21 protein-coding genes are annotated in these 22442 nt (G+C 65.2%); 12 read left to right on the forward strand and 9 right to left on the reverse strand.

Features of this window, described 5'->3' with window-relative positions:
- Nucleotides 1-59: 59 nt before the first annotated feature.
- Nucleotides 60-515 (reverse strand): hypothetical protein, encoded by a 456-nt coding sequence (locus tag ACSSV4_RS15580; protein ID WP_454276014.1) that lies wholly within the window; start codon nucleotides 513-515, stop codon nucleotides 60-62.
- Between the two features lie 412 nt (nucleotides 516-927).
- On the opposite strand from ACSSV4_RS15580, the gene ACSSV4_RS15585 reads away from it, so the two are divergent.
- On the forward strand, nucleotides 928-1857 hold the full coding sequence (locus tag ACSSV4_RS15585; protein WP_454276015.1) for a dihydroneopterin aldolase: 930 nt from the start codon (nucleotides 928-930) through the stop codon (nucleotides 1855-1857).
- Nucleotides 1857-2867: a dihydropteroate synthase gene (folP, locus tag ACSSV4_RS15590; protein WP_454276016.1), complete on the forward strand. Its 1011-nt coding sequence runs from the start codon at nucleotides 1857-1859 to the stop codon at nucleotides 2865-2867. Before ACSSV4_RS15585 ends, folP begins: the two co-directional genes overlap by 1 nt.
- 15 nt (nucleotides 2868-2882) lie before the next feature.
- On the opposite strand, the gene ACSSV4_RS15595 is transcribed toward folP, so the two are convergent.
- Together ACSSV4_RS15595 and mnmH are read right to left on the reverse strand one after the other, a co-directional pair.
- Complete coding sequence (locus ACSSV4_RS15595; RefSeq protein WP_454276017.1) at nucleotides 2883-4232, reverse strand: aminotransferase class III-fold pyridoxal phosphate-dependent enzyme; 1350 nt, start codon at nucleotides 4230-4232, stop codon at nucleotides 2883-2885.
- Nucleotides 4233-4303: 71 nt separating this feature from the next.
- Nucleotides 4304-5356 (reverse strand): tRNA 2-selenouridine(34) synthase MnmH, encoded by a 1053-nt coding sequence (gene mnmH / locus ACSSV4_RS15600; protein WP_454276018.1) that lies wholly within the window; start codon nucleotides 5354-5356, stop codon nucleotides 4304-4306.
- A 134-nt stretch (nucleotides 5357-5490) separates the two neighbouring features.
- Between mnmH and ACSSV4_RS15605 the strand changes: the two genes are divergently transcribed.
- The 4 genes from ACSSV4_RS15605 to modC all read left to right on the forward strand — a co-directional run bounded on the left by ACSSV4_RS15605 (nucleotide 5491) and on the right by modC (nucleotide 8503).
- A complete protein-coding gene (locus ACSSV4_RS15605) occupies nucleotides 5491-5874 on the forward strand; it encodes a winged helix-turn-helix domain-containing protein (RefSeq protein ID WP_454276019.1) in 384 nt (127 codons plus the stop codon).
- Nucleotides 5875-5936: 62 nt separating this feature from the next.
- Nucleotides 5937-6716, forward strand: coding sequence for a molybdate ABC transporter substrate-binding protein (gene modA, locus ACSSV4_RS15610; protein ID WP_454276020.1), 780 nt, complete (start codon nucleotides 5937-5939; stop codon nucleotides 6714-6716).
- Nucleotides 6717-6719: 3 nt separating this feature from the next.
- On the forward strand, nucleotides 6720-7418 hold the full coding sequence (modB, locus tag ACSSV4_RS15615) for a molybdate ABC transporter permease subunit (protein WP_454276021.1): 699 nt from the start codon (nucleotides 6720-6722) through the stop codon (nucleotides 7416-7418).
- Nucleotides 7418-8503 (forward strand): molybdenum ABC transporter ATP-binding protein, encoded by a 1086-nt coding sequence (gene modC, locus ACSSV4_RS15620; protein WP_454276022.1) that lies wholly within the window; start codon nucleotides 7418-7420, stop codon nucleotides 8501-8503. The genes modB and modC overlap by 1 nt, the downstream gene beginning before the upstream one ends.
- On the opposite strand, the gene selD is transcribed toward modC, so the two are convergent.
- From selD to ACSSV4_RS15635, 3 genes are all read right to left on the reverse strand, one after another.
- Nucleotides 8457-10667, reverse strand: a complete 2211-nt coding sequence (selD, locus tag ACSSV4_RS15625) for a selenide, water dikinase SelD (RefSeq protein WP_454276023.1) — start codon at nucleotides 10665-10667, stop codon at nucleotides 8457-8459. The genes modC and selD overlap by 47 nt on opposite strands.
- Nucleotides 10668-10749: 82 nt before the next feature.
- Nucleotides 10750-12549, reverse strand: coding sequence for an SLC13 family permease (locus tag ACSSV4_RS15630; RefSeq protein ID WP_454276024.1), 1800 nt, complete (start codon nucleotides 12547-12549; stop codon nucleotides 10750-10752).
- A gap of 178 nt (nucleotides 12550-12727) precedes the next feature.
- The gene (locus ACSSV4_RS15635) at nucleotides 12728-13549 is read right to left on the reverse strand and encodes a sugar transferase (protein ID WP_454276025.1); all 822 of its coding nucleotides are present in this window, start codon (nucleotides 13547-13549) and stop codon (nucleotides 12728-12730) included.
- Between the two features lie 439 nt (nucleotides 13550-13988).
- On the opposite strand from ACSSV4_RS15635, the gene ACSSV4_RS15640 reads away from it, so the two are divergent.
- Entirely contained in the window at nucleotides 13989-14264 is a 276-nt protein-coding gene (locus ACSSV4_RS15640) for a hypothetical protein (RefSeq protein WP_454276026.1), read from the forward strand.
- A 70-nt stretch (nucleotides 14265-14334) separates the two neighbouring features.
- Here ACSSV4_RS15640 and ACSSV4_RS15645 read toward each other — a convergent pair whose 3' ends face one another.
- Complete coding sequence (locus ACSSV4_RS15645) at nucleotides 14335-14970, reverse strand: helix-turn-helix domain-containing protein (RefSeq protein WP_454276027.1); 636 nt, start codon at nucleotides 14968-14970, stop codon at nucleotides 14335-14337.
- 67 nt (nucleotides 14971-15037) lie between these two features.
- Here ACSSV4_RS15645 and ACSSV4_RS15650 point away from each other — a divergent pair, with 67 nt between their 5' ends.
- From ACSSV4_RS15650 to ACSSV4_RS15660, 3 genes are read left to right on the forward strand one after another with little or no spacing between them, the layout of a single operon-like run.
- Nucleotides 15038-16564, forward strand: a complete 1527-nt coding sequence (locus ACSSV4_RS15650; RefSeq protein WP_454276028.1) for a class I adenylate-forming enzyme family protein — start codon at nucleotides 15038-15040, stop codon at nucleotides 16562-16564.
- Complete coding sequence (locus tag ACSSV4_RS15655) at nucleotides 16551-17189, forward strand: DsbA family oxidoreductase (protein ID WP_454276029.1); 639 nt, start codon at nucleotides 16551-16553, stop codon at nucleotides 17187-17189. The genes ACSSV4_RS15650 and ACSSV4_RS15655 overlap by 14 nt, the downstream gene beginning before the upstream one ends.
- Before the next feature lie 7 nt (nucleotides 17190-17196).
- Complete coding sequence (locus ACSSV4_RS15660; RefSeq protein ID WP_454276030.1) at nucleotides 17197-17583, forward strand: potassium channel family protein; 387 nt, start codon at nucleotides 17197-17199, stop codon at nucleotides 17581-17583.
- 6 nt (nucleotides 17584-17589) lie between these two features.
- Here ACSSV4_RS15660 and ACSSV4_RS15665 read toward each other — a convergent pair whose 3' ends face one another.
- Nucleotides 17590-17883 carry a hypothetical protein gene (locus ACSSV4_RS15665; RefSeq protein ID WP_454276031.1) on the reverse strand — a complete coding sequence of 98 codons (294 nt, stop codon included), beginning with the start codon at nucleotides 17881-17883 and terminating at the stop codon, nucleotides 17590-17592.
- A gap of 129 nt (nucleotides 17884-18012) precedes the next feature.
- On the opposite strand from ACSSV4_RS15665, the gene ACSSV4_RS15670 reads away from it, so the two are divergent.
- Together ACSSV4_RS15670 and ACSSV4_RS15675 are read left to right on the forward strand one after the other, a co-directional pair.
- On the forward strand, nucleotides 18013-19236 hold the full coding sequence (locus ACSSV4_RS15670; RefSeq protein ID WP_454276032.1) for an MFS transporter: 1224 nt from the start codon (nucleotides 18013-18015) through the stop codon (nucleotides 19234-19236).
- Between the two features lie 142 nt (nucleotides 19237-19378).
- Entirely contained in the window at nucleotides 19379-21583 is a 2205-nt protein-coding gene (locus ACSSV4_RS15675) for an NADP-dependent isocitrate dehydrogenase (RefSeq protein WP_454276033.1), read from the forward strand.
- 43 nt (nucleotides 21584-21626) lie between these two features.
- On the opposite strand, the gene ACSSV4_RS15680 is transcribed toward ACSSV4_RS15675, so the two are convergent.
- Entirely contained in the window at nucleotides 21627-22436 is an 810-nt protein-coding gene (locus ACSSV4_RS15680) for an XdhC family protein (RefSeq protein WP_454276034.1), read from the reverse strand.
- Between the last annotated feature and the right edge of the window lie 6 nt (nucleotides 22437-22442).

The following is a 22442-nucleotide window of genomic DNA, read 5'->3' on the forward strand; positions in this document are numbered from 1 at the left end:
TGCGTTTCGACATCTCTGATCTCCTTCTCGTCGAAGATCAGCAGACTGCAAATCGTAGCTTATGTCAGTGTCCGAATTTCGGGGGGCAGCTCAGTCCAAGTATAGGCAAGCAATCTAACATCTGAGCTTTCGGTATGCTGAAACGTTTTCTCAAGGGCGAGCAAAGCGGCTCCGTTGGCATCCGTAAATCCGCGCTTTGGGATACACGACAATAAGGTGGTAGCCATACGCTTCCAAGCTAGGGCGGACTTTTCAATACGTTCTCCGAGAAAGAAGGTCGCTGCAACCGCAGAAAACGGCACAACGCTGCTCAAGACCTCATATGCAACTGTCGGCCAATCTGCGCCAGCACCGACATCGACTTCATAGGCTGAGGCATATCGACCACGATCGAAATCGCGCAACTTAAGCCCCACCGTGTCTTCGAACAGCTCTGACTCATAATTTAGAGCGGTATCAAAAACTGTGATTGAGTTTTCCGGGAAGATATCTCGGCCGTATCTATCTTTGATCATTTCAGCAGAATTACTCAAAGCGGTCATTAGCGCAAGAAAGCTAGACAGCAGCTACGCCCCACATACCGCTCACTCAACTGTTCCGGCATGAAGGTCCGCGATCACCAGCCCCGCGGTTTCGCATTGGGTCCGCTTCGGACCGGAGCCAGCCCCCCCCTCTCCCCCCGTCCCACATCTTGCGCCGTTGCGCATCGCCCGCCGCATTAACCCTCCCCCTTATCCGCCCCGCACCGACGCGATACCGACGTGATACCGCCGCGATGCAGATGCCGCATGTCCTGCAGGGCAAGGCCGTTAACCATCGAATCGCTGCGCTTGCCGCCAACCCACCCCACCCTGTCGCATTCACCCTTTCACCGCGACACGCGGCCATGCTAAGCCCGATGCGAGAAAAGCAGAGGCACCGAAACCGATGACCAACGAAATCCGCCTCGCCTTCGAGCATCCCGCAGCCCGCGCCTCGGCCACGGCCCCCGACGGCCCGCTCGATCGCATTTCCGTGCGCGACCATATCGTCGCGGTGGAGATCGGGGCATTCCAGGCCGAGCGCGGTACCACGCAGCGCATTTGCTTCAACGTGGTGGTCGAGGTACGCGCGATGACCGGGACGCTCGACGACGATGTCGACCGCATCCTGTCCTATGACAAGGTGACCGAGGCGATCACCGCCGAGTTGGCCGAGGAACGGCTCAACCTGCTGGAAACGCTGGCAGAACGCATCGCCGAACGCATCCTGTGGGAGCCGCAGGCGGTCCGCACCTTCGTGCGCATCGAGAAACTCGACCGCGGCCCCGGCGCGCTCGGGGTCGAGATTGTCCGCTCGGTCGATGATCTGGCCACCAAACCCGCCAGCCCGCATCACGACACAGCACCACATCCGCATGTGGTGTTCCTGACCAACACGGCGGTGCGCTCACCCAACCTGCCGCGCTGGCTCGATCAGCTCGAGGCGCGCGCCGAGCCGGTGATCCTCTGCGTCGGTCGCCCCGAGGTGGACAGCCCCAAGACCGGCCACCGCATGACACAGCGCCGGGTTGACCTGCTGGCGATGGAACAGAACGCCTGGGTTCTGGCCGGGCGCGATGACCGCTGCGTCGTGGTCGCCACCCGCACCGAACTCGACTGGGCCATGAAGAACGGCCAGATCAGCGTCTGGGCCCCCTCCAAGATCGTGCTCGACGCGGTGGACGGGCCGACCGTGGGCCCCGACAAGCCGGTCGATCTTGCCGCGTGGTTCGCCGGGCATATCGAGGCGTCCGACCTGCTGCTCATCGGCGAGGCCCCGCCGTCGTCCTGCGACGTGCCGGTGCTCATTCAGGACATCGCCCGCTCCGGCCTGTGATGCGCTATTACCGCCCCATCCCCCGCACCGACCCTGCCCGTCCCGAGGGCGCATTTGCACTCGCGGGCGGCTGGTGCTGGTTCGACACGGTCGAGGTGCTGACGCGCGACGCCGCCCCGCACCTGATGCCCGCCCGCGACCTGCCCGACGACGCGATGACCCGTCTTACGGCACCCCGCCCACCGATCGCTTCGCTCGACATGACCGAGCCGCAGATCATGGGCATCCTCAACGTCACCCCCGACAGCTTTTCCGATGGCGGCCAGCATTTCGATCCCGCGCAGGCATTGGCCCACGCCCATGCCATGACGCGCGCCGGGGCTGCGATCCTCGATGTGGGTGGCGAATCCACCCGCCCCGGCGCCGCCCCAGTCCAGATCGACGACGAAATTCGCCGCACCGCGCCGGTGATCGCCGCCATTCGCGCCGAGATCGCGACGCCGATCTCCATCGACACCCGCAAGACCCCCGTGGCGCAAGAGGCCGTGCGCGTGGGCGCGAACCTCATCAACGACGTGGCGGGCTTCACCTTCGATCCCGCCCTTGCGCCTTATGCGTCGCAGCACGCCCTGCCGGTCTGCGTCATGCACGCGCAAGGCAGCCCCGAGACCATGCAGCGCAATCCGCGCTATGACGATGTCCTGCTCGATGTCTATGACTGGCTCGGGCAGCGGGTCGAGACGCTCATCGCCCTCGGCATCCCGCGCGGGCGAATCGTGGTCGATCCCGGCATCGGCTTCGGCAAGACGCAGGCACATAATCTGCGCCTGCTGCAAAACTTGTCGCTGTTTCACGGGTTAGGCTGCCCGGTGCTTCTGGGGGCGTCGCGCAAGCGCTTCATCGGCGATATCAGCAACGCGCCGCAGGCGTCCGAGCGCATTCCCGGATCGCTCGCCGTGGCGCTTGGTGGCGTGGCGCAGAGCGTGCAGATCCTGCGCGTCCATGACGTGGCCGAGACCCGCGCCGCGCTCGACCTGTGGCGCGCGGTCACCTTCGCCCCGCGCGCCTGAGTTCGTCAAACCGGATCAGGCCGCCGCAAAGCCTGCGTCGAGCGCTGACAGGATCACGTCGACCTCCGCCTCCGAAATCACCAGCGGCGGCGACATCAGCACGTTATGCGCGCCAAGGCGAACCATCGCCCCCGCCTCATAGGTCGCCTGATGCACCCGTTTCATGGTCTCGGCATCCATCGGCGTCTTTTTCGCCCGGTCGCTGACCAGTTCGATCCCCGTCATGAGGCCATGCCCTCCCCGGACATCGCCGATGATGTCATGTTTCTCGGCCAGCTTGCAGACGCCCTCGTAAAGCTGCGTGCCGCGCGCCGCTGCGTTGGTCTTGGTATCGAGCCGCAGCGTCTCCGAGAGGCAGGCCACCACTGCCGCCGCCCCCACGGGATGCGCCGAATAGGTGTAGCCGGTCCAGATGCTGCCCTCCGGGCCCGCGTTCTCGAACACATCCGCCACCTTGTCGCCCAGCAGGACGCCGCCCACGGGGAAATAGCCCGAGGTGATGCCCTTGGCGATGGTCATCATGTCCGGCTGCACATCCCAATGCCGCGCGCCGGTCCAGTCGCCGGTGCGGCCAAAGCCAGTGATCACCTCGTCCGAGATCAACAGGATACCGTAGCGGTCGCAAATCTCGCGCATGTGCTTCATGAAGGAGGCATCCGGCACGATCACACCGCCAGCGCCCTGAATGGGCTCCATGATAAAGGCGGCAATGGTCGAGGGATCCTGGAACTCGATCTCATCCACCATGGCGGCGGCGATCTTTTGCGATAGCTTGGCCCCATCGGTCTCGTCGAACGGGTTGCGGTAGGTATAGGGGCTGGGCAGGTGGAAACAACCCGGCAAGAGCGGCTCATAGGTGATCCGGAACCGGTTGTTGCCATTGACCGACGCACCGCCCCAATGGGTGCCATGATAGCCCTTTTTCAGGCTCAGGAACTTGGTGCGCGTCGGCTCGCCCCGCAGGCGGTGATACTGCCGCGCCATGCGCAGCGCCGTGTCCACGCTATCCGACCCACCAGAGGTGAAAAAGACGCGCGTCATCCCGTCCTCGGCAAAGAATTCCTGCACCGCATAGGACGCCTCGATCGCTGCCGGGTTGGTTGTGCCGGCAAAGGCCGAATAATAGGGCAACTGCCAAAGCTGATCGGAGATCGCCTGTTTCACCGCGTCATTGGAATACCCAAGGTTGACGCACCACAGCCCACCCACCGCATCGACCGGATCATGCCCGTCGATATCGGTGATCCGCACGCCTTCTGCCCCCTTGATGATCTTGGGTGCGTTGGCCTTCTGCTCACCGGGATGGCCCATCGGGTGCCACAGATGGCGCGCGTTCATTTCACGCAGGAAGTTGTCGTCTTTCATGGGAGCCTCCGACAGGTTCGGTAAATTTGATCAAATTCTGCCACCGCCGTTCGACCCTGTCCAGCGCGATTTCAACGATCCCGCCGGGCCTGATCAGACGCCATCACCTCTCGTGCCACAGCGGCCAGGGTGACGTCGGTCAGATCGGGAAGATCATGGATTGCACACACAGCCCGTTGCGTCATGCGACGGTAGCGCGGGTCGTAATGCCGCGCGATCAGGTCCGCGACCAGATCCGCAAGCGCGCCCTCGCCCGCCATGGCCCGCCACTCTGCCACCTGCTCATGCCCATGATAGCGGACCAGCCGCCCGAGAATCGTATCGAGCTTGTTCGGGTCCGCCACCAGATCGGCATAGTCGGCGATCAGATGCGCAACCCGCGCCGCCATTGGCGCGGTGAGGCGGATCACCTCTGCGGCCTTCATGGCACGGGCGAGCGCGGGCGGCAGGTTGACACGTCCGATTCGAGTGCTTTCGGCCTCGACAAAAACCGGACGCGCGGGATCGAGCACCGCAATCTGTTCCGCAAGGGCGCTTTCGAACGCCTTTTGCGAGGGTTGGCCACCCGCAACCTGCCCGAAGACCGAGCCACGATGCGCCGCCATCTCCTCCAGGTCCAGAACCTGACCGCCCTGCGCCGCAATATGGGCCAGAAGCCGCGTCTTGGCGGTGCCGGTGCCGCCGTCGATCAGCACCACGCGGGCCGGAAACTCGTGGTCATAAAGCATCTCGGACACCAAACGGCGATAACTCCGATAACCACCCGCCACGGTCTCCGCCTGCCAGCCGATCTGCTTGAGGATCACGGTGAACGACCCAGACCGCTGCCCGCCGCGCCAGCAATAAACCAGCGGCCGCCACCCGCCGCCGCGATCCGCCAGCGGCCCCTCGATATGCGCGGCGGCATTGCGCGCCACCAGCGCGGCCCCGATCTTGCGCGCGAGGAACTTATCCTCCTGCACGTAGATCGTGCCGACGCGGGCGCGCTCAGTGTCCGAGAGCACCGGCAGGTTGATCGCGCCGGGTATATGATCCTCTGCGAATTCCGACGGCGAGCGCACGTCGATGATCTCGTCAAACGGCAGCGCGGCAAGCGCTTTGAGGCTGTCGAGCGTGACCGGCATGATCAGGGGGCAAGTTTGGTGGCATTCATCCCCGCTCCATGCGCCGCCCCGCGCCCGAGTGCAAGGGGCTTTGCGGGCCATCCCGCCCCGCGATATGTCTTGCAAGACAGAACGCAGCCAGGGCATAAAGCGGCATGAGCGAGGATCGCGATACCGGGGCCACGGCCCCCCGCCTGCGCCTCAGGATCGTGTTCGGCGAGGATGCGATGCTGGGCCCGGGAAAGGCGGACCTGCTCGAAGGCATCCGCGAGACCGGCTCCATCGCTGCCGCCGGACGACGCATGGGGATGAGCTACAAGCGCGCATGGAGCCTTGTCGAAACCATGAATACGGCGTTTCGGGCGCCCGTTGTGACCTCCTCGCGCGGCGGGGCCAAGGGAGGCGGCGCGGCCCTGACCGACACCGGCGAGACGGTGCTGATGCATTACCGCAAGCTGCAGGAGATCACCGCCGAGGCGGGTTCGGCGCGGATCAGCGCGCTATGTGCTCTTTTGGCCGATATGTCTGATGGAAAATAACGCTTGATCGCTCGGCTTGCATCGGCGATATGTTTTCTGAGACATATCTAAGGGGAATTTTCGTGCGGTCTCAGGTCTTGCGCTCATCCATCCTGTCGCTGGCTCTTGGCCTCGCCTCGCTTGCCCCTTCCGGTGCGCGCGCCGAAAGCGTCACGGTCTTTGCCGCCGCAAGCCTGACCAATGCCATGGCCGAGATCGAGACCGGGTTCGAGGCCGCGACGGGGCATGATCTTGCGATCTCGCTGGCCGGGTCCTCGGCCTTGGCGCGCCAGATTCAGCAAGGTGCCCCGGCGGATGTGTTCATCGCCGCCAATCCCGGCTGGATGGACGCGCTTGAGGCCGATGAGTTGATCGCGCAGGGCACGCGGCGCGATCTGTTGCGCAACGCCCTCGTTCTCATCGCGCATGACGCGCAGCACCCCCCGGTCGAGATCGGCCCCGACATGGACCTTGCCGCGATGCTGGGCGACAGACGTCTCGCTATGGCGCTGGTCGAGGCGGTCCCGGCGGGCATCTACGGAAAGGCGGCGCTGGAAAACCTCGGGCAATGGCAGGCGGTCGCGCCCCGCGTGGCGCAGAGCAACAACGTGCGCGGGGCGCTCGCCCTCGTGGCGCTTGGCGAGGCACCTTATGGCATTGTCTATGCCACCGATGCCGCAGCCGAAGATTCAGTGTCGGTCATCGGCACCTTCCCGGCCGGGACCCACCCGCCGATCATCTATCCCGTGGCCGGGATCGCCGGGCGCGACGGGGCTGGGCAAGCGGCCTTGCTCGAGTACATGGAAGGGGCCGAGGCGCGCGCGGCGTTCGCCCGGCAGGGCTTTGCGGTGATTGCGGAGTAACCTATGCAGGACTGGCTCAGCCCCGCGGAATGGGAGGCGGTGCGCCTGTCGCTGCGCGTCGCGCTCTGGGCCTCGCTGTTCAGCCTGCCGCTCGGTCTGGGCGTGGCCTATGCGTTGGCCCGCTGGCGGTTTCCGGGGCGCGAGGTGCTGAATGTGGTGGTACATCTTCCCTTGATCATGCCGCCGGTGGTGACCGGCTATCTGCTGTTGCTGGCCTTCGGCATCAAGGGGCCCATCGGCGGGTTTCTGGACAGCACCCTAGGGTTCACCTTCGCCTTTCGATGGACGGGGGCGGCACTGGCGGCGGGTGTCATGGCGTTTCCCTTCATGGTGCGCGCCGTGCGCCTCTCGATCGAGGCGGTGGACCCGAAACTGGAACAGGCAGCGGCCACGCTCGGGGCGTCGGGGGCGTGGGTCTTCCTGACCGTGACGCTGCCGCTGATCGCGCCGGGCATCATCGCCGGGACGGTGCTGACCTTCGCCAAGGGCATGGGCGAGTTCGGGGCCACGATCACCTTCGTGTCGAACATCCCCGGCCAGACCCAGACCATCCCGCTGGCGATTGACCTGTTGCTGGAAACCCCCGGCGGCGAGGCGCGGGCGGCGCGGCTGGCCGGGCTGTCGATCCTGATGGCCGCCGCGGCGCTGGCCTTCTCCGAATGGATGGCGCGGCGCGTCGCGGCCCGGGTGGGCGGGCGCTGATGCTGGAGGTGCGACTGTCCCATACGCTCGGGGCGCTGAGCCTCGATGTGGCGTTCGAGGCCCCCAAGGGGATCACGGTGCTCTTTGGTCGCTCGGGCTCCGGCAAGACCACCATCGTCAACGCGGTGGCGGGGTTGCTCCGGCCCGGCACAGGTCGGATTGCCATCGGCGAGCGGGTGCTGTGTGACACCGCGCAGCGCCTTCACCTGCCCCCGCATCGGCGTAGGCTGGGCTATATCTTTCAGGAGGGGCGGCTTTTCCCGCATCTGAGCGTGCGGCAGAACCTGCGTTACGGGCAATGGTTCGCCCCAAAAGGCGCGCGGTCCGCGGATATGGCCCGTGTGGTCGAGATGCTGGGCATCGGCGATCTGCTCGCACGTCGCCCCGGCGCGCTCTCGGGTGGAGAGAAACAGCGCGTGGCCATCGGTCGCGCGCTTCTGTCGGCCCCGCGCACGATCCTCGCGGATGAACCTCTGGCCTCGCTCGACGAAACCCGCAAAGCCGAGATCCTGCCCTACTTGGAGCGGCTGCGCGACGAGGTGGACATTCCGATCCTCTATGTCAGTCATTCCGCCTCAGAGGTGGCACGGCTGGCCACGACGGTCGTGGCGCTCGATGCGGGCCGCGTGGTGGCGCAGGGTCGCGCCGAAGAGGTGCTGGGCGATCCCGCGATCACGCCCCTTGGTGCGCGTGAGGCAGGGGCAGTTCTGGCGGCGCGGGTGGTGCGGCATCACGCCGACGGGCTGACCGAACTCGATGCGGGCGGCGTCGCCCTTTGGCTGCCGCGCGTGGACCGGCCCGAGGGCGCAGACCTGCGCGTGCGCATCGCCGCGCATGACGTGATCGTGGCGCGCGGGCGCCCCGAGGGGCTCTCTGCGCTCAACATCCTGCCCGGGCGCGTGCAGACCCTCCGAGAAGGCACCGGTCCCGGCGCGCTCCTCGCCGTCGATACTCAGGCGGGCCGGGTTCTGGCGCGGATCACCGGTCGCGCAGCGGCGGCGCTCGACCTCGGTCCGGGCGCGGAGGTTCATCTGGTGATCAAGGCTGTCGCGGTGGCGCAGGCGGATATCGGGACGGCGCGATAGCAAGCTGCGGCGGTCCTTCGGTGATATGCCCGATGACCGCCGCCACGTGGCCCGCCGCCTGCAAGGCCCGCAGCCGGCCCTCGGCCATCTCAGGTGCCACTGCCGCCAAGAGCCCCCCTGCCGTCTGCGGATCATGCAGCAGAGCGGCGCGCGCATCCTCGCCCGCCCCGGTCACCGGGGCTGCACGGCGGTTGGCCGCCCAGATGGTCGAGCGGATACCCTGTGCCGCCAGCATCTCGGCCCCGGCGAAAAGCGGGATCGCCGCCGGATCGAGCACCGCGCCACAGTGTGAGGCCCGGCAGATCGCCCAGAGATGATCGGCAAGGCCGAACCCCGTCACGTCCGTCATCGCATGCGCGTCCGACAGCAGCGCCGCCGCGTCCCCCTGCGGGGTGGCCAGCACCTCCCAGAGCGCGCGAATATCGCCGCCGCGCGCCTGTCCGCGCATCTCGGCGGCCAAGAGCGTGCCCGACCCGATGGGGCGCGTCAGAATCAGCGCATCATTCGGGCGCGCCCCGGCAGTGGTGATAGCCTCCCCTTCCAGGAGCCCGGTCAAGGTAAAGCCGATGCTCAGTTCCGCGCCCATCGTGGAATGCCCGCCGACGATTTCGGCCCCCGCCGCGCGCAGGGCGTCGCCCGCCTGCGCCATGATCTCTTCCATGCTGCGGGCCTGAAGCGCCTCGGACATGCGCGGCAGGGTGATCGACACCAGCGCCGCCTGCGGGCGCGCACCCATCGCCCAGATATCGCCCAGGGCATGCACCGCCGCGATCCGCGCCATCAGCCCGTGATCCTCGCTAAATCCGCGCAGATGGTCCGTGGTCAGCACCTGTCGCACGCCGCCGATGTCGAGCACAGCGGCATCATCGCCCGGCCCGCTCAGGATGTCGGGACGCGCCGCGCCGCCCTGCGCGGCCAGCATGCCCGACAGCACATCCGGGGCCACCTTGCTACCGCAGCCGCCGCAGAGCGGCTCTTGCGCCATCTCCTCGCTGAGTGCTCTGACGCGCGGGATTTCCGGTTTCGACATCTGTGGCAGCGGCTCGAATCTCGCCATGAACTTGCGGTCGATCCGATCTTTCCAGCGCCACAGCAGCGGCCCGGAAAAGGCCATGCCCGCCTTCTCGGCCAGCGCCGATTTGCGCCCCAGAGAAATCAGCTTGAGGTAATGCCGCTGCGGGTGAAAGGCGCGCAGATCACCCCCCGAAAGCGCCGCGCGCAGGTTGTGGCGGAGTACCGGGGCCGCGCGCACGGCAAAGACCCCGGCCTTGGGGCGCGGGGCATGACTGAGATGGGCGCAGTCTCCGGCGGCAAAGAGCGTCTCATGGCCCTCGACCCGCAGGTCAGTGCCAACCCGCAGAAATCCTGCATCGGTCACCAGCAGGTCCGATCCGGCCAGCCATGGATGCGCCCGCGCGCCCGCCGTCCCGGCGACGAAGCCCGCCGGGATGGCGGTGCCCCTCGCCATCTCGACACCCTTTTCGGTGATCTCTCGCACCTCCGCCCCGGTCAGCACCTGCACACCATACGCCCGCAATGCCGCCCGCAGCCGGGCGCGTGCGACCGGCGCGTCGGGCGCGATCTCGGCCTCGCGCTCGATCAGCGTGACCTCGGGCCGTGCGCCCGCGCCCTGCAACCGGTGCGCCATCGCGAGCGCCAATTCGATCCCGGCGATGCCGCCACCGATGACCGCAGCCTGCGCCGCAGTCTCGCCCGCCGCCACCCGCGCCACAAACCCGGCCCAGGCCTGCGCGAAGGGGCCTAAGGGCTTGGCCGCCGCGCCGTGATCGGCAAAGCCCGGCAGGTCGGGCATGCCCGAATGGATGCCCACATCGACCGAGGCCACGTCATAGGCGATCTCGCCGCGCCCCGCGACGGTGATGCGCCGCGCCTCTGCGTCGATCCGCGTGGCCGCGCCCACCACCAGTCGCGCACCGGCAAAGCGCGCCAGCTTCACGAGGTCGATCTCCAGTTCCTCGCGCCGGTAATGCCCGGCCACAAGCCCTGGCAGCATGCCGGTATAGGGCGCGACCGGGTTCGGGTCGATCACCGTCAGCCGCGCACCGGGCAGCGGGTCCATCCCCCACATGCGCAGCACCAGCGCATGCGCATGCCCGCCCCCCACAAGGACAAGATCACGCGACAGCGGTACGGCGGTTTGCATCAGGGAACGGGTCTCCGGTTTACAGGGACGGCATAGGCCATTGCCGCCCCGATCAAATGCGTGACAAAGCGGCCAGGCAAGCTCAGAACGGGAAGAACAGCGGGATGACCAGCACCGCGACCGCGGCGAAGATCAGGTTGAGCGGCAGCCCCACGACCACGAAATCCTTGAACTTGTAGCCGCCCGCGCCGTAGACGAAGGTGTTGGTCTGATACCCGATCGGGGTGGCAAAACTGGCCGAAGCCGCGAACATCACTGCAATGATGAAGGGGCGCGGATCGAAGCCCAGTTCCACAGCGATGGCGATGGCAATCGGCCCGACCAGAACCGCCACGGCATTGTTCGACACCATCTCCGTCAGGGTCGAGGTCAGCACATAGATCGCCGCCAGCACCGCCAAGGGCCCCAACCCGCCCACCAGATGCACCGCATGATCTACAAGAACGCGCGCGGCGCCGGTCGCCTCCATCCCCATGCTCATCCCCAGCATGCCGAAGATCAGGAACAGGATGCGCCAGTCGATCGCGTCGAACGCCTCGTCCGGGTCGAGGCAGCGCGTCACCATGACCACCACAGCCCCGATCACCGCAAGTCCGGCTATCGGCATCACCCCGGCGGTGGCCAGCGCCATCACCACGGCGATGGCCAGCGCCATCACCACGGCGATGATCGCGATGGCCAGTGGCGCCTTCTCGCGGCGCACCGGTCGTTCGGTGGTGGCGGTGAGGTTGACGATGCCGCCATCCTCCATCATCCGCTGCAGGCCTTCGGGCGGTCCTTCGAGGAGCAGCGTATCGGCAAATTGCAGCCGCGTGTCTTGGATATCGCGCGAGATGTTCTGTTCGTGGCGATGCACCGCCATCAGATAGACGCCGTATTTCCGGCGCAGCTTGAGGTCCTTGATGGGCCGCCCGCGCAGGTGCGAGTTGGGCCCGACGCTGGCCTCCATGGTGATCGTGCGATCCGCCGTTACCGGTTCGAAGCCGCTGTCATCCATGTCGCGGAATTCCACCTCACCGTTATCCTTGAGCCCGAGGATCTCACCGGTATCCGTCTTGATGACCACCCGGTCGCCCGCCATCAACTGCATGTCCTGCAAATGTCGGCGCATCGACACCTCACCACGCACCACATCGACAATCCGGGCGGCGGAAGTGTTGAACGGCAATTCCTTGAGCGTCTTGCCTATATATTTCGACTCGTGCGGGATCAGCAGGCGCGCGAGAAACTTGCGCTTGCTCTCCTGCCCCAGAACCGAGGCGAGCGAGGCCCGGTCCGGCAGCAAGAAGCGCCCGGCAAACACCATGTAGAGCACACCCACCGTGCACAGCACCAACCCCGGCAAGGTCATCTCGAACATCGACAGCGGCGGCTGCCCGGCATCCATCGCCACCCCGCTCATCAGGATGTTGGTCGAGGTGCCGACCAGCGTGAGCGTGCCGCCGAAGATCGCCGCATAGGACAGCGGAATGAGCAGACGCGACGGGGTCGCCCCGACCGATCCCGCCAGCGAGATGATCACCGGCGTGAGCAGGATCACCACCGGCGTGTTGTTCATGAAGGCAGAGGCGATCATCGTGCCGAACATCATCAGCACGATGGTGCGCAGGAAAGAGCCGCGCGCCTGCTTGCGCAGGACATCTGCAATCAATTCCAGCACGCCCGTGCGTTCCAGCGCCGCCGAGAGGATGAACATCATCGCAATGGTGATCGGCGCAGAGGAACTGAACACCGTCAGGAAATCCGACGTCTCGATGATACCGGTCGCAAGCAGCACCGCCGACGCCCCGAGCGCCGTCACTTCGGGCGGGTATATCTCCTTGATAAAGCTGACGAACACCGCGAGAAGCAGGAGCAGCACAAAAGTTTGTTCCAGAGTCATCGGCGGTTTGTCCGGTCCTGACCATGCCTGAGCATCGAGCGGCACTTAATGACAGCACCGCACGCGAAATCAACCGATAAAAGCCTGTGGTTCAGGAGATTTACGTCTTTTCGCTCAAGCCGCGTGCACCGCGTCGAATTCCGCCAGCCAATTGCCGGAGGAGGCCGGGTCGCTTCGTTCAGTAGCCCTGGCTGCGGATCACGGTGAGGAAGGTTTTCCAGGCCAGCATGAGATCGCGCCGAAAGTTGACCGTTTCGATGTAGAACAGGTCAAGCTCAACCTTCTTGCGGGTGCCTTCAAGACATTCGGTATATCCGAGATCGATCTGTGCCAGACCGCTGACCCCCGGGCGCAAGCAGTGGCGCTCACGATAGCCGGGCACCGACTTGAGATAGTAGCGCGCGTGATGAATGTAATCCGGGCGCGGCCCGATAAAGCTCATGTCGCCACGCAGCACGTTGAATATCTGAGGCAGTTCGTCGATGCGGGTCCGCCGCAGAAACCGGCCCATCCGGGTGATCCTTTCGTGTTCCAACGGGTCCCCGGCACTGCGGAGCACCTTGTCCGTCGGGGTCATCGTGCGAAACTTGATCGCGTTGAACGCCGTACAATCGCGCCCCATGCGGGCCTGCACGTAAAACAATGGTCCACGATTGAAAAACGGGTTAAGGACTGCCAGCACGATGCAGCAGGTGATCAGGATCGGAAGCAGAAGCAGGGCGATAACCAGATCGAAAACAGGTTTGCCGATGGCGAGGTATATATTTGTCCTGTGCGTGGCCTGCGGCAATGTCTCCGCATTGTGTATCAAGTCAACGGCTGCCTTGAAATCAGCCGCATTGAAATCCGAAATGTCGATCGAATGATGCTTCACAAAAATTCCCCCGCGCCGGCCCACATTCTCAAAAGCTGTGTTGCTTTCTTTGGCATGCCGATAAGCAAAACGTGTGTAGCATTCTCGAAACCGTGATCCAACGGAAACTTCCCAAAGGTCAGGCAATTCGCCGGAAAACTACGCGTATTGCAGGCGAAAACTTGCTTACTTTTCCTCAATATATTGATATTATTGAATTTATAAAATGCCTGCGAATGACCGTAAATTACGCAGTTCGGCCCCCATGCGCCATCCAGAACGACGAGTCCGACGGTTTGCGCAGCACACCACCCTGATCCTGCGTGATGGCGATTCGCCGCACCTTTGGCACGCGCGCCTCGTCGGGCACCCAGCGGCGGCATCCGCACAGGGCCAAACCCCCGGCACGTTCCCGCCGGAATGGGCCCGTCAAAAGCGCAGATAATCGCCGACGGCGGCAAACCGCATGCTGCAACCGCGTAAAATAGCAACCCGCCGCCGAAATCGCAGCGCGACTTGCCCGGGAAACGCGGCCTGCACAGCTTTGGCGTACGCTATACGCGTGATCTCAGGAAAGGAGACAGCCATGTATACGCCGCATGATGACGCACACCGCCAAGCCAACCGAGACCTCAATCGCTATGGCGCGCCAGGCTATGAAAGCAGTTCAACCTCGAACGGCGGCCTGGTCGCCTTGTTGGTCGTCGTGACCCTGATCGGCGGTTTGATCGCCCTCAGCATGCTCGCCCCATCCTCAATCGATGAGAACGGCAGCCTGAAAAACAATCCCGAGGCGACGGCACCGGAAAGCATCTCGGGCAGTGCCACCACGGAGACGGTCCCCGCCGCCCCGGCGGAATAAGCTCCACCACTGCCCGGTACGTGCCCGCGCGCCACGACTGCCCCCATGGCGCGGGCATGACCGGGCAATCTCATTCCGCCCTGATTTTCAGCGACGTCACCCACAGGGTCGTCGCATCCTCGGCGCTGACAGAGACCACATTATGCCCCATCGTGGCGTCGTAATAGGCGCTGTCGCCCCGGCGCATCTCGATCGGCTCGTAGAACTCGGTGTAAAGCCGGATCACTCCGGTCAGCACATAGAGAAATTCCTCGCCGTCATGGCGCACCCAACCGCCGAATTCCTCGATGCGGCGCGCCCTTATGCGCGCCCGGTAGGGCAGCATGCGTTTCTGGCTCAGATGCTCGGCCAGCAATTCATGCTCATAGGTCGCCGTCGCCTTAGGCGCCCCTTCGCCCGATCTGGTCAGCGCCATGCGCCCGTTGATGCGCTCGCGCGTCGGCGGGGTGAATAGCTGCGGCACGGAAATCTCCAACCCGAACGCCAGTTTCTTCAGCGCCTCATAGGTGGGCGACATCTGGCCGTTCTCGATTTTCGACAGCGTCGAGCGCGCCAGGCCCGCCTGCCGTGCGGCCTGTTCCAGCGTCCAGCCCCGCGCCTTGCGCAACTCGCGCACCCGCGCGCCCAGATCGAGCGGCTCGGTCGTGCCGCTCTCTCCGGTCTCGCGCGCGACGCGGATCAGGGGATGCGAGGTCTGGTCGGTCATGGCACAGCCCTATAGGCAGGCGCGGGACCACTTGCAACTGGCGCGCGCCCTGCCTAATCGGGGCGGCATGAAAGCCGTATTCGATCAGGGCCCAAGCGCCCCCTGCCCCGCACCTTTCAACCTCGCCGCCTACGTGATGGGACGGGCCGCTGCACAGCCCGACAAGATCGCCCTCGCAATCCTGCGCCTCTCGGGGGCCGAACGCTGGAGCTATGGCCGCCTGCACGCCGCAATTCGCGGCACCGGCACCGGGCTCTTGCGCGCGGGGTTGCAGCCCGGCGATCGGGTGCTGATGCGGCTCGGCAACACGGTGGAATTTCCGATCGCCTATCTCGGGGCGATCGCAGTGGGCCTTGTGCCGATCCCCACCTCCAGCCAGCTGACCGCGCCGGAGGTAGCCGGGATCATCGCCACGACGCAGCCCCGCCTGATCCTGCGCACGGGCGGGATCGCCTGCCCCGAGACCGATATTCCGATCCTCGATGGCCCCGCACTCGAAGCGATGCGCGACTTGGCCCCTGCCACCTACGACATGGGTGATCCCGACCGGCTGGCCTATATCATTTACACCTCCGGCACCTCCGGCACGCCGCGCGCAGTCATGCACGCGCATCGCGCCATCTGGGCGCGGCGGATGATGTATGACGGCTGGTACGGGTTGCGCAGCGAAGACCGGCTCTGCCACGCCGGGGCCTTCAACTGGACCTTCACGCTCGGCACCGGATTGATGGACCCTTGGGCCATGGGCGCGACCGCGCTCATCCCCGCGCCCGAGGTCACGCCAGATCAGTTGCCGCTTCTTCTCAAGCGCCACGACGCGACAGTTTTCGCTGCTGCTCCGGGTGTTTACCGCAAGATATTCAAGAAAAACATGAAGTTTGCTCTGCCCCGCCTTCGCCACGGCCTCGCCGCCGGTGAAAAGCTCTCTGAGACGATCCGCCAGCATTGGCAAGACGCCACCGGCACGCCCGTCTTTGAGGCTTACGGCATGTCCGAATGTTCCACCTTCATCTCGGGCAGCCCCGGTCACCCCGCCGCCCCCGGCACGTTGGGGCGCCCGCAACAGGGTCGGCGCGTGGCAATCCTCGGCCCGGATGGCCCCGTCACGACCGGCGAGGAAGGCACCATCGCCATTCACAAATCCGACCCGGGCCTGATGCTCGGCTATCTCGGCGCGCCCGAGGCGACGGCGGGGAAATTCAGCGGCGACTGGTTCCTGACCGGCGATCAGGGCACGATGGACGAAGACGGCCAGATCACCTATATGGGCCGCGCCGACGACATGATGAACGCAGGCGGCTTTCGCATCTCACCCGTAGAGGTCGAGGCCGCCCTCACCCCGCATCCCGGCATCACCCAGGTCGCGGTCACTGACATCGAAGTGAAAGAGGATGCACGCGTGATCATGGCCTTCTATACTGGCCCCGAACCGCTCGACCCCGCGGCGCTCGACGCCTTCGCGCGAGAGCGTCTCGCGGGATACAAGGCCCCGAGGGGCTATATCCATGTGGCGACCCTGCCCACGGGGGCCAATGGCAAACTCCTGCGCCGCGCCCTGCGGCCGATTTACGAGGACCTTCATGGTCAAGCTTGATATCATTTCCGACCCGATCTGCCCCTGGTGCTATATCGGCAAGACCCTTCTGGATCAGGCGCTTGCCCAGCGTCCCGACCATCCGTTCCAGATCGAATGGCATCCCTTCCAGCTCAACCCCGACATGCCCGCCGAAGGCATGGACCGGCGCGACTATCTGGAGGGCAAGTTTGGCGGCAAGGAGGGTGCTGCGCGCGCCTACGCGCCCGTGCTCGAACGCGCCGAGGCGGCGGGGCTCTCCATCGACTTCGCCGCGATCAAGCGCACGCCCAACACGCTCGACGCGCATCGCCTGCTGCATTGGGCGGGCATTGAGGAGTGCCAGGACCGTATGGCGATGGCGCTCTTTCACGCCTATTTCGATGAGGGTCGCGATATCGGCGATCACGAAACCCTCGCCGATATCGCCGACAGTCTCAGCATGGACGGCGCGATGATCCTGCGCCTGTTGCAGACCGATGCCGACCGCGAGGATATCAAGGCGCGCGACGCGCAGTTCCGTCAGATGGGGATCTCCGGCGTGCCCACCTTCATCGTCGCCGGTCAGCACGCGGTGCCCGGCTGCCAGCCGACCGAGATGTGGCTCAAGGTGATCGACGAGATCGGCGAAAGCGTCCGGGGCTAGAGCCGCGATGCACCGTTTGAAGGCCCTCACCCTTCTGGCCATGCTCGCGCTGATCATTGCGGGCGGCACGGTTTTCTTTCGCCATGTCGAAGGCTGGTCCTGGCTCGACAGCTATTTCTTCACCGTCGTGACGCTCTCGACGGTCGGCTATGGCAACTTCGTGCCGGTCACCGTGGCGGGCAAGATCGGCACCACCGTGTTCATCCTTGTGGGCCTTGGCATCTTCGCCGTGGCGATCCAGCAATTCGGCTCTTTCGCGGTGCGCAAGCGCGAGGAGCATACCGAATGGCTGATCGCCCGACTGGGACATCACAATGATGCGCCCAACGGCGGCACATCCGCGTCTGAAAGCGGGGACAGCACCTCCGCGAATGAGGACGCGCCGCCCCGGTGAGAGCGGTCAGAACGCAGGCAGCCCCTCGGCAAGATCATAGGATTTGACGGCCTGCAAAAGCTGATCCCCCTCCAGGTCGAACACAAAGACATGCGCGCGCTCATCGGCCAGCGTCATGCGGCAGAACTGCGTCTCGGGGTCGAACTCGGATGGGCAACCCGCCAGATCGGCATGCTCGACTGTGTGCTCGAAAAGCTGATAGGTCATGCGTCCCTCGATGGCCTCATCCGCCGTGCCCGCCCCTGCCCCAACCGAGATCAACGCCGCAAGGCCAAGAGAGGTAATAACTGTGAGTTTCATTTTCTGATTCCTTTTGTCAGGTATCGACTATTCATTCCCTATTAATTTAGTCACCTACTTGCAAGCATGATCTGGTCACGCAGTATTCACCGTGCTAAGCCCGCTCCACATCGCGACAAAGGACACTGCATGACCGGCCGGATCGCCCCTGCCCGCACGCTCAAACGGCCGGAATTCATCGCGCTGATGGCGATGATGGCCGCCACCGTGGCCTTTTCCATCGACGCTATGCTGCCGGGCCTGCCGCACATTGCCCGATCGCTCACGCCCGAGGCTCCGAACCGCGCGCAACTGATCATCACCGCCTTTCTGCTGGGGCTTGGCCTGGGCACCTTCGTGTCGGGGCCGCTCTCGGACAGTTTCGGGCGCAAGCGGGTGATCCTGTGCGGGGCTGCGATCTACATCGCGGGGGCGGCGCTTGCGATGGTGGCACCGAGCCTGGAGACCCTGCTCGCCGCCCGCGCGATTCAAGGGATGGGGGCAGCGGCATTCCGCATCGTCTCCATCGCGATCATCCGCGACCTTTACGCCGGGCGCGACATGGCGCGGCTGATGTCCTTCGTGATGATGGTCTTTGCCCTCACCCCCGCCATGGCGCCTCTTCTGGGCGCGGGCGTGATCGCCGTGGCGGGCTGGCGCGGGGTGTTTGGGGCATTCATCGTCTTTGCCACCATCCTGTCGCTCTGGATGGTGTTGCGCCTGCCGGAACCTCTGGCCGTCGCGGCCCGCCGCCCGTTCCGCGCCGCGCCGCTCTGGGCCGCTCTGCGCGAGGTGCTCGCCCACCCCGTCACCCGCACCGCCATCGCGGTGCAGATGCTGTGCATGACCACGCTCTTCACCTCGCTCAGCATGGTGCAACCGATCTTTGACGAGGTGTTCCACCGCGCCGAGAGCTTCCCCTACTGGTTCTTCCTGATGGCCCTGATCGCGGGCAGCGGCAGCTTTCTCAACTCGCGCCTTGTCATGCGTCTGGGGATGGAGCGGATGGTGCGCGCCGCCCTCACCGCACAGATCGCGCTCTCGCTCGCTGCCATCGCACTCTGGCAAATCGGCCTGCCGCCCGAAGCGCAATTCGGCGTGTTCGTGATCTGGCAAACATCGGTGTTCTTTCAGGCGGGGCTCACGCTCGGCAATCTCAACGCGCTCGCCATGGCTCCGATGGGGGCCATCGCCGGCATGGCCGCCAGCGTGACCGGTGCCATCGCCACGGTGGGCAGCGTGGCCATAGCCATTCCCATCGGCCAGCAGTTCGACGGCACGCCGATGCCCGCACATCTGGGCGTGTTGGGCGCGGTGCTGGCGGGTTATGCATTGATGCACCGGCTCAAGATGCAGATGATCGGGACTGTCTGACGGAGATTTATTTTGTATACCGTCGCATACTATCTTTTACAAAGCCGCTTTTTCCGCTAAGACAGCGGCAGTTCCAGCGAGTCGCGCAGCGTGAATGCCACCCGCGTCCCCGCCCACATCCAGATCGGAAAGGACCCACCCGATGGCCAATACCTCCACGCCCGATATCGTCTACACCAAGGTCGACGAGGCCCCGGAACTCGCCTCCGCCTCGCTCTTGCCGATCATCCGCCGCTTCGCCTCTGCCGCAGGTGTCTCGGTCGACACCCGCGACATCTCGCTTGCGGGCCGTATCCTCGCCGCCTTTCCCGATCACCTGACCGAGGATCAGCGTGTCAGCGACGATCTGGCCCAGTTGGGCGAACTGGTCAAAACCCCCGGTGCGAACGTGATCAAGCTGCCCAACATCTCCGCCTCCGAGCCACAGCTGGTCGCCGCGATCAAGGAATTGCAATCTCAGGGCTACGCCCTCCCAGATTACGCCTATGACCCCAAGACCGAGGCCGAGAAAGCCGCGCGCAAGCGGTATGACACGCTCAAGGGCTCTGCCGTGAACCCGGTACTGCGCGAGGGCAATTCCGACCGCCGCGCCGCCGCAGCGGTCAAGAAATTCGCCCAGAACAATCCACACCGCATGGGCGACTGGTCGTCCGACAGCAAGACGCGCGTCGCCACGATGGAGGCCGAAGACTTCTTTTCCAACGAGAAATCCGCCACCCTGCCCAAGGACAGCAGCGCGAAGATCGTGCTGGAGACATCGAGCGGCGAAACCGTGCTCAAGGACGGGCTGAGCTACCCGGCGGGCACTGTGGTCGATGCCACCTACATGAGTGCCAAGGCCCTCGACGTCTTCCTCGCCGAGGAAATCGAGAAAACCAAAGCCGAGGGTATCCTCTTTTCACTGCACATGAAGGCCACCATGATGAAGGTCTCCGACCCGATCATCTTCGGCCACGCGGTGCGGCAGTTCCTCGCGCCCGTCTTCGAGCAATATGGCGACGAGATGAAGGCGCTCGGTGTGTCGCCCGATGCAGGCCTCGGCGACCTGTTGGAGCGCGTAAAGGACAAGCCCGAAATCCTCAAGGCCATCGACGCCTGCATGGCAGACCGTCCGGCGATGTACATGGTGAACTCGGACCGCGGCATCACCAACCTGCACGTGCCCTCCGACGTGATCATTGACGCCTCCATGCCTGCGCTCATCCGCGCGGGCGGCAAGGGATGGGGTCCGGACAACAAGGAACATGACGCGGTCTGCGTCATTCCCGACAGCAGCTACGCCACCGTCTATGACGAGGCGATCAGCTTCTTCAAGGAGACCGGCAAGCTTAACCCCGCCACCGCAGGCACGGTGCAGAATATCGGCCTGATGGCGCAGAAGGCAGAAGAATACGGCAGCCACCCCACCACCTTCGAGATCCCCGAAGGCGGCACCGTCAAGATGATCCTCGACGACGGCACTGTGCTGCACGAGCATTCGGTCGCAGCGGGCGATATCTGGCGCTCGGCCTCGGCGCGCAAGGCCCCGATCGAGGACTGGATCAACCTCGCCATAGAGCGGCAGAAGGCGACGGGCTATCGCGCGATCTTCTGGCTCGATGCCGCCCGCGCCCATGACGCGGAACTGATCTCTTACGTGAAGCCCATGCTCGACGCTGCTGGTGTCGCTGATAAATTCGAGATCATGGCCCCGCGCGAAGCGACCCGCGCGAGCCTCGAGACGATCACCAAGGGCGAGAACACCATCGCGATCACCGGCAACGTGCTGCGCGACTACCTGACCGACCTCTTCCCGATCCTGGAACTGGCCACCTCGGCCAAGATGCTCTCCATCGTCAAGCTGATGAATGGCGGCGGGCTGTTCGAGACCGGCGCGGGCGGCTCCGCGCCCAAGCACGTCCAGCAGTTGCAGGAGGAAAACCATTTGCGGTGGGATAGCTTGGGCGAATTCTGCGCGCTTGGCGAAAGCCTCAAGTTCCTCGCCGAAACCCACGAGAACGCCCGCGCCCGCGTGCTGGGCGAGGCGGTCGAGGCCGCGACGCAGGGCGTCCTCGATCACGGTCGCTCGCCCAGCCGCAAGGTCGGCGAGCCCGACAACCGCGACAGCCACTACTGGTTCGCCCGCTACTGGGCCGAGGCGCTAGCGGCACAATCGGAGGACGCGGCCTTGGCTGAGGAATTCGGCCCCGTCGCCAAGTCCCTCACCGAGAATGAGGCCAAGATCGTGGGCGAACTGGCCGCAGCCCAGGGCAGCCCGGCGGATATCGGGGGCTATTACCACCCCGATGCGGAAAAGCTCGCGGCGGTGATGCGACCTTCGGCGACGCTCAACGCTATCATCGGATAAACAACGACGGGGCCGGATCATCCGGCCCCGTGTCCCGGCGTTATCACGGTGCGGCGTCCTGCCTCTGCTTTTCCGGCGTGGCGGTGGCATTCTTCCACGCCACGATCTCGGCCAGGATCGACAGCGCAATCTCATGCGGGTCAACCGCCCCGATATTCAGCCCGGCGGGCGATTTGAGCACCGCCAATCGCGCCGCGTCAACGCCCTGCTCCACCAGCTTTTCGCGCAGCACGTCGGCCTTTCGGCGGCTCGCCACCATCGCCACCCGCCCCGCCCGCGTGGCCAGCGCCGCTTGCAGCGCCGCCATGTCGCCCTTGCCCTGCGACGCGACGACGACGAAATCGCGCGGCTCCAGCGTGGGGGACTCTCCGTCCGCGAACCGCACAACCTCTGCCTGCCCGGCCTCGGCCCCTGGCTCCATCATCACGCGAAACCCAATCAGCGCGGCATGTTCCGCCAGTGCCCGTGCGATCGGGGTCGCGCCATGGATCATCAACCAAGGGGCGGCGCGCCATGGCTCGATCAACAGATCCACCGTGCCGCCCGAGGGACAGCCGCTCTTGTAAAGCTGCACCTCCGCCTCGCGGCCCAGATCCACCACCTTTTCCGACGGGCGTACCGAAATGAGCTGCGGCGCGCCCTCGCTCAGCGCATGGGTCGAGGCCGCGCGCACCGCGCGCTGCACGCAGGCGCCGCCCAGATGGCCGATGATCTCGCCCGCGCCGGTGACCGCCGCCTTGGCCCCGGCCTTGGCCGAGGTGGCATCGGCGGTGCGAATGACGGTGGCCACGCAGAACGGCGCGCCCGCCCGGCGCAACCGCTCGATTTCCTCGAATATGTCGAACCCGGCCATCGGCCC

The sequence above is a fragment of the Roseovarius sp. MBR-154 genome, assembly GCF_053628595.1.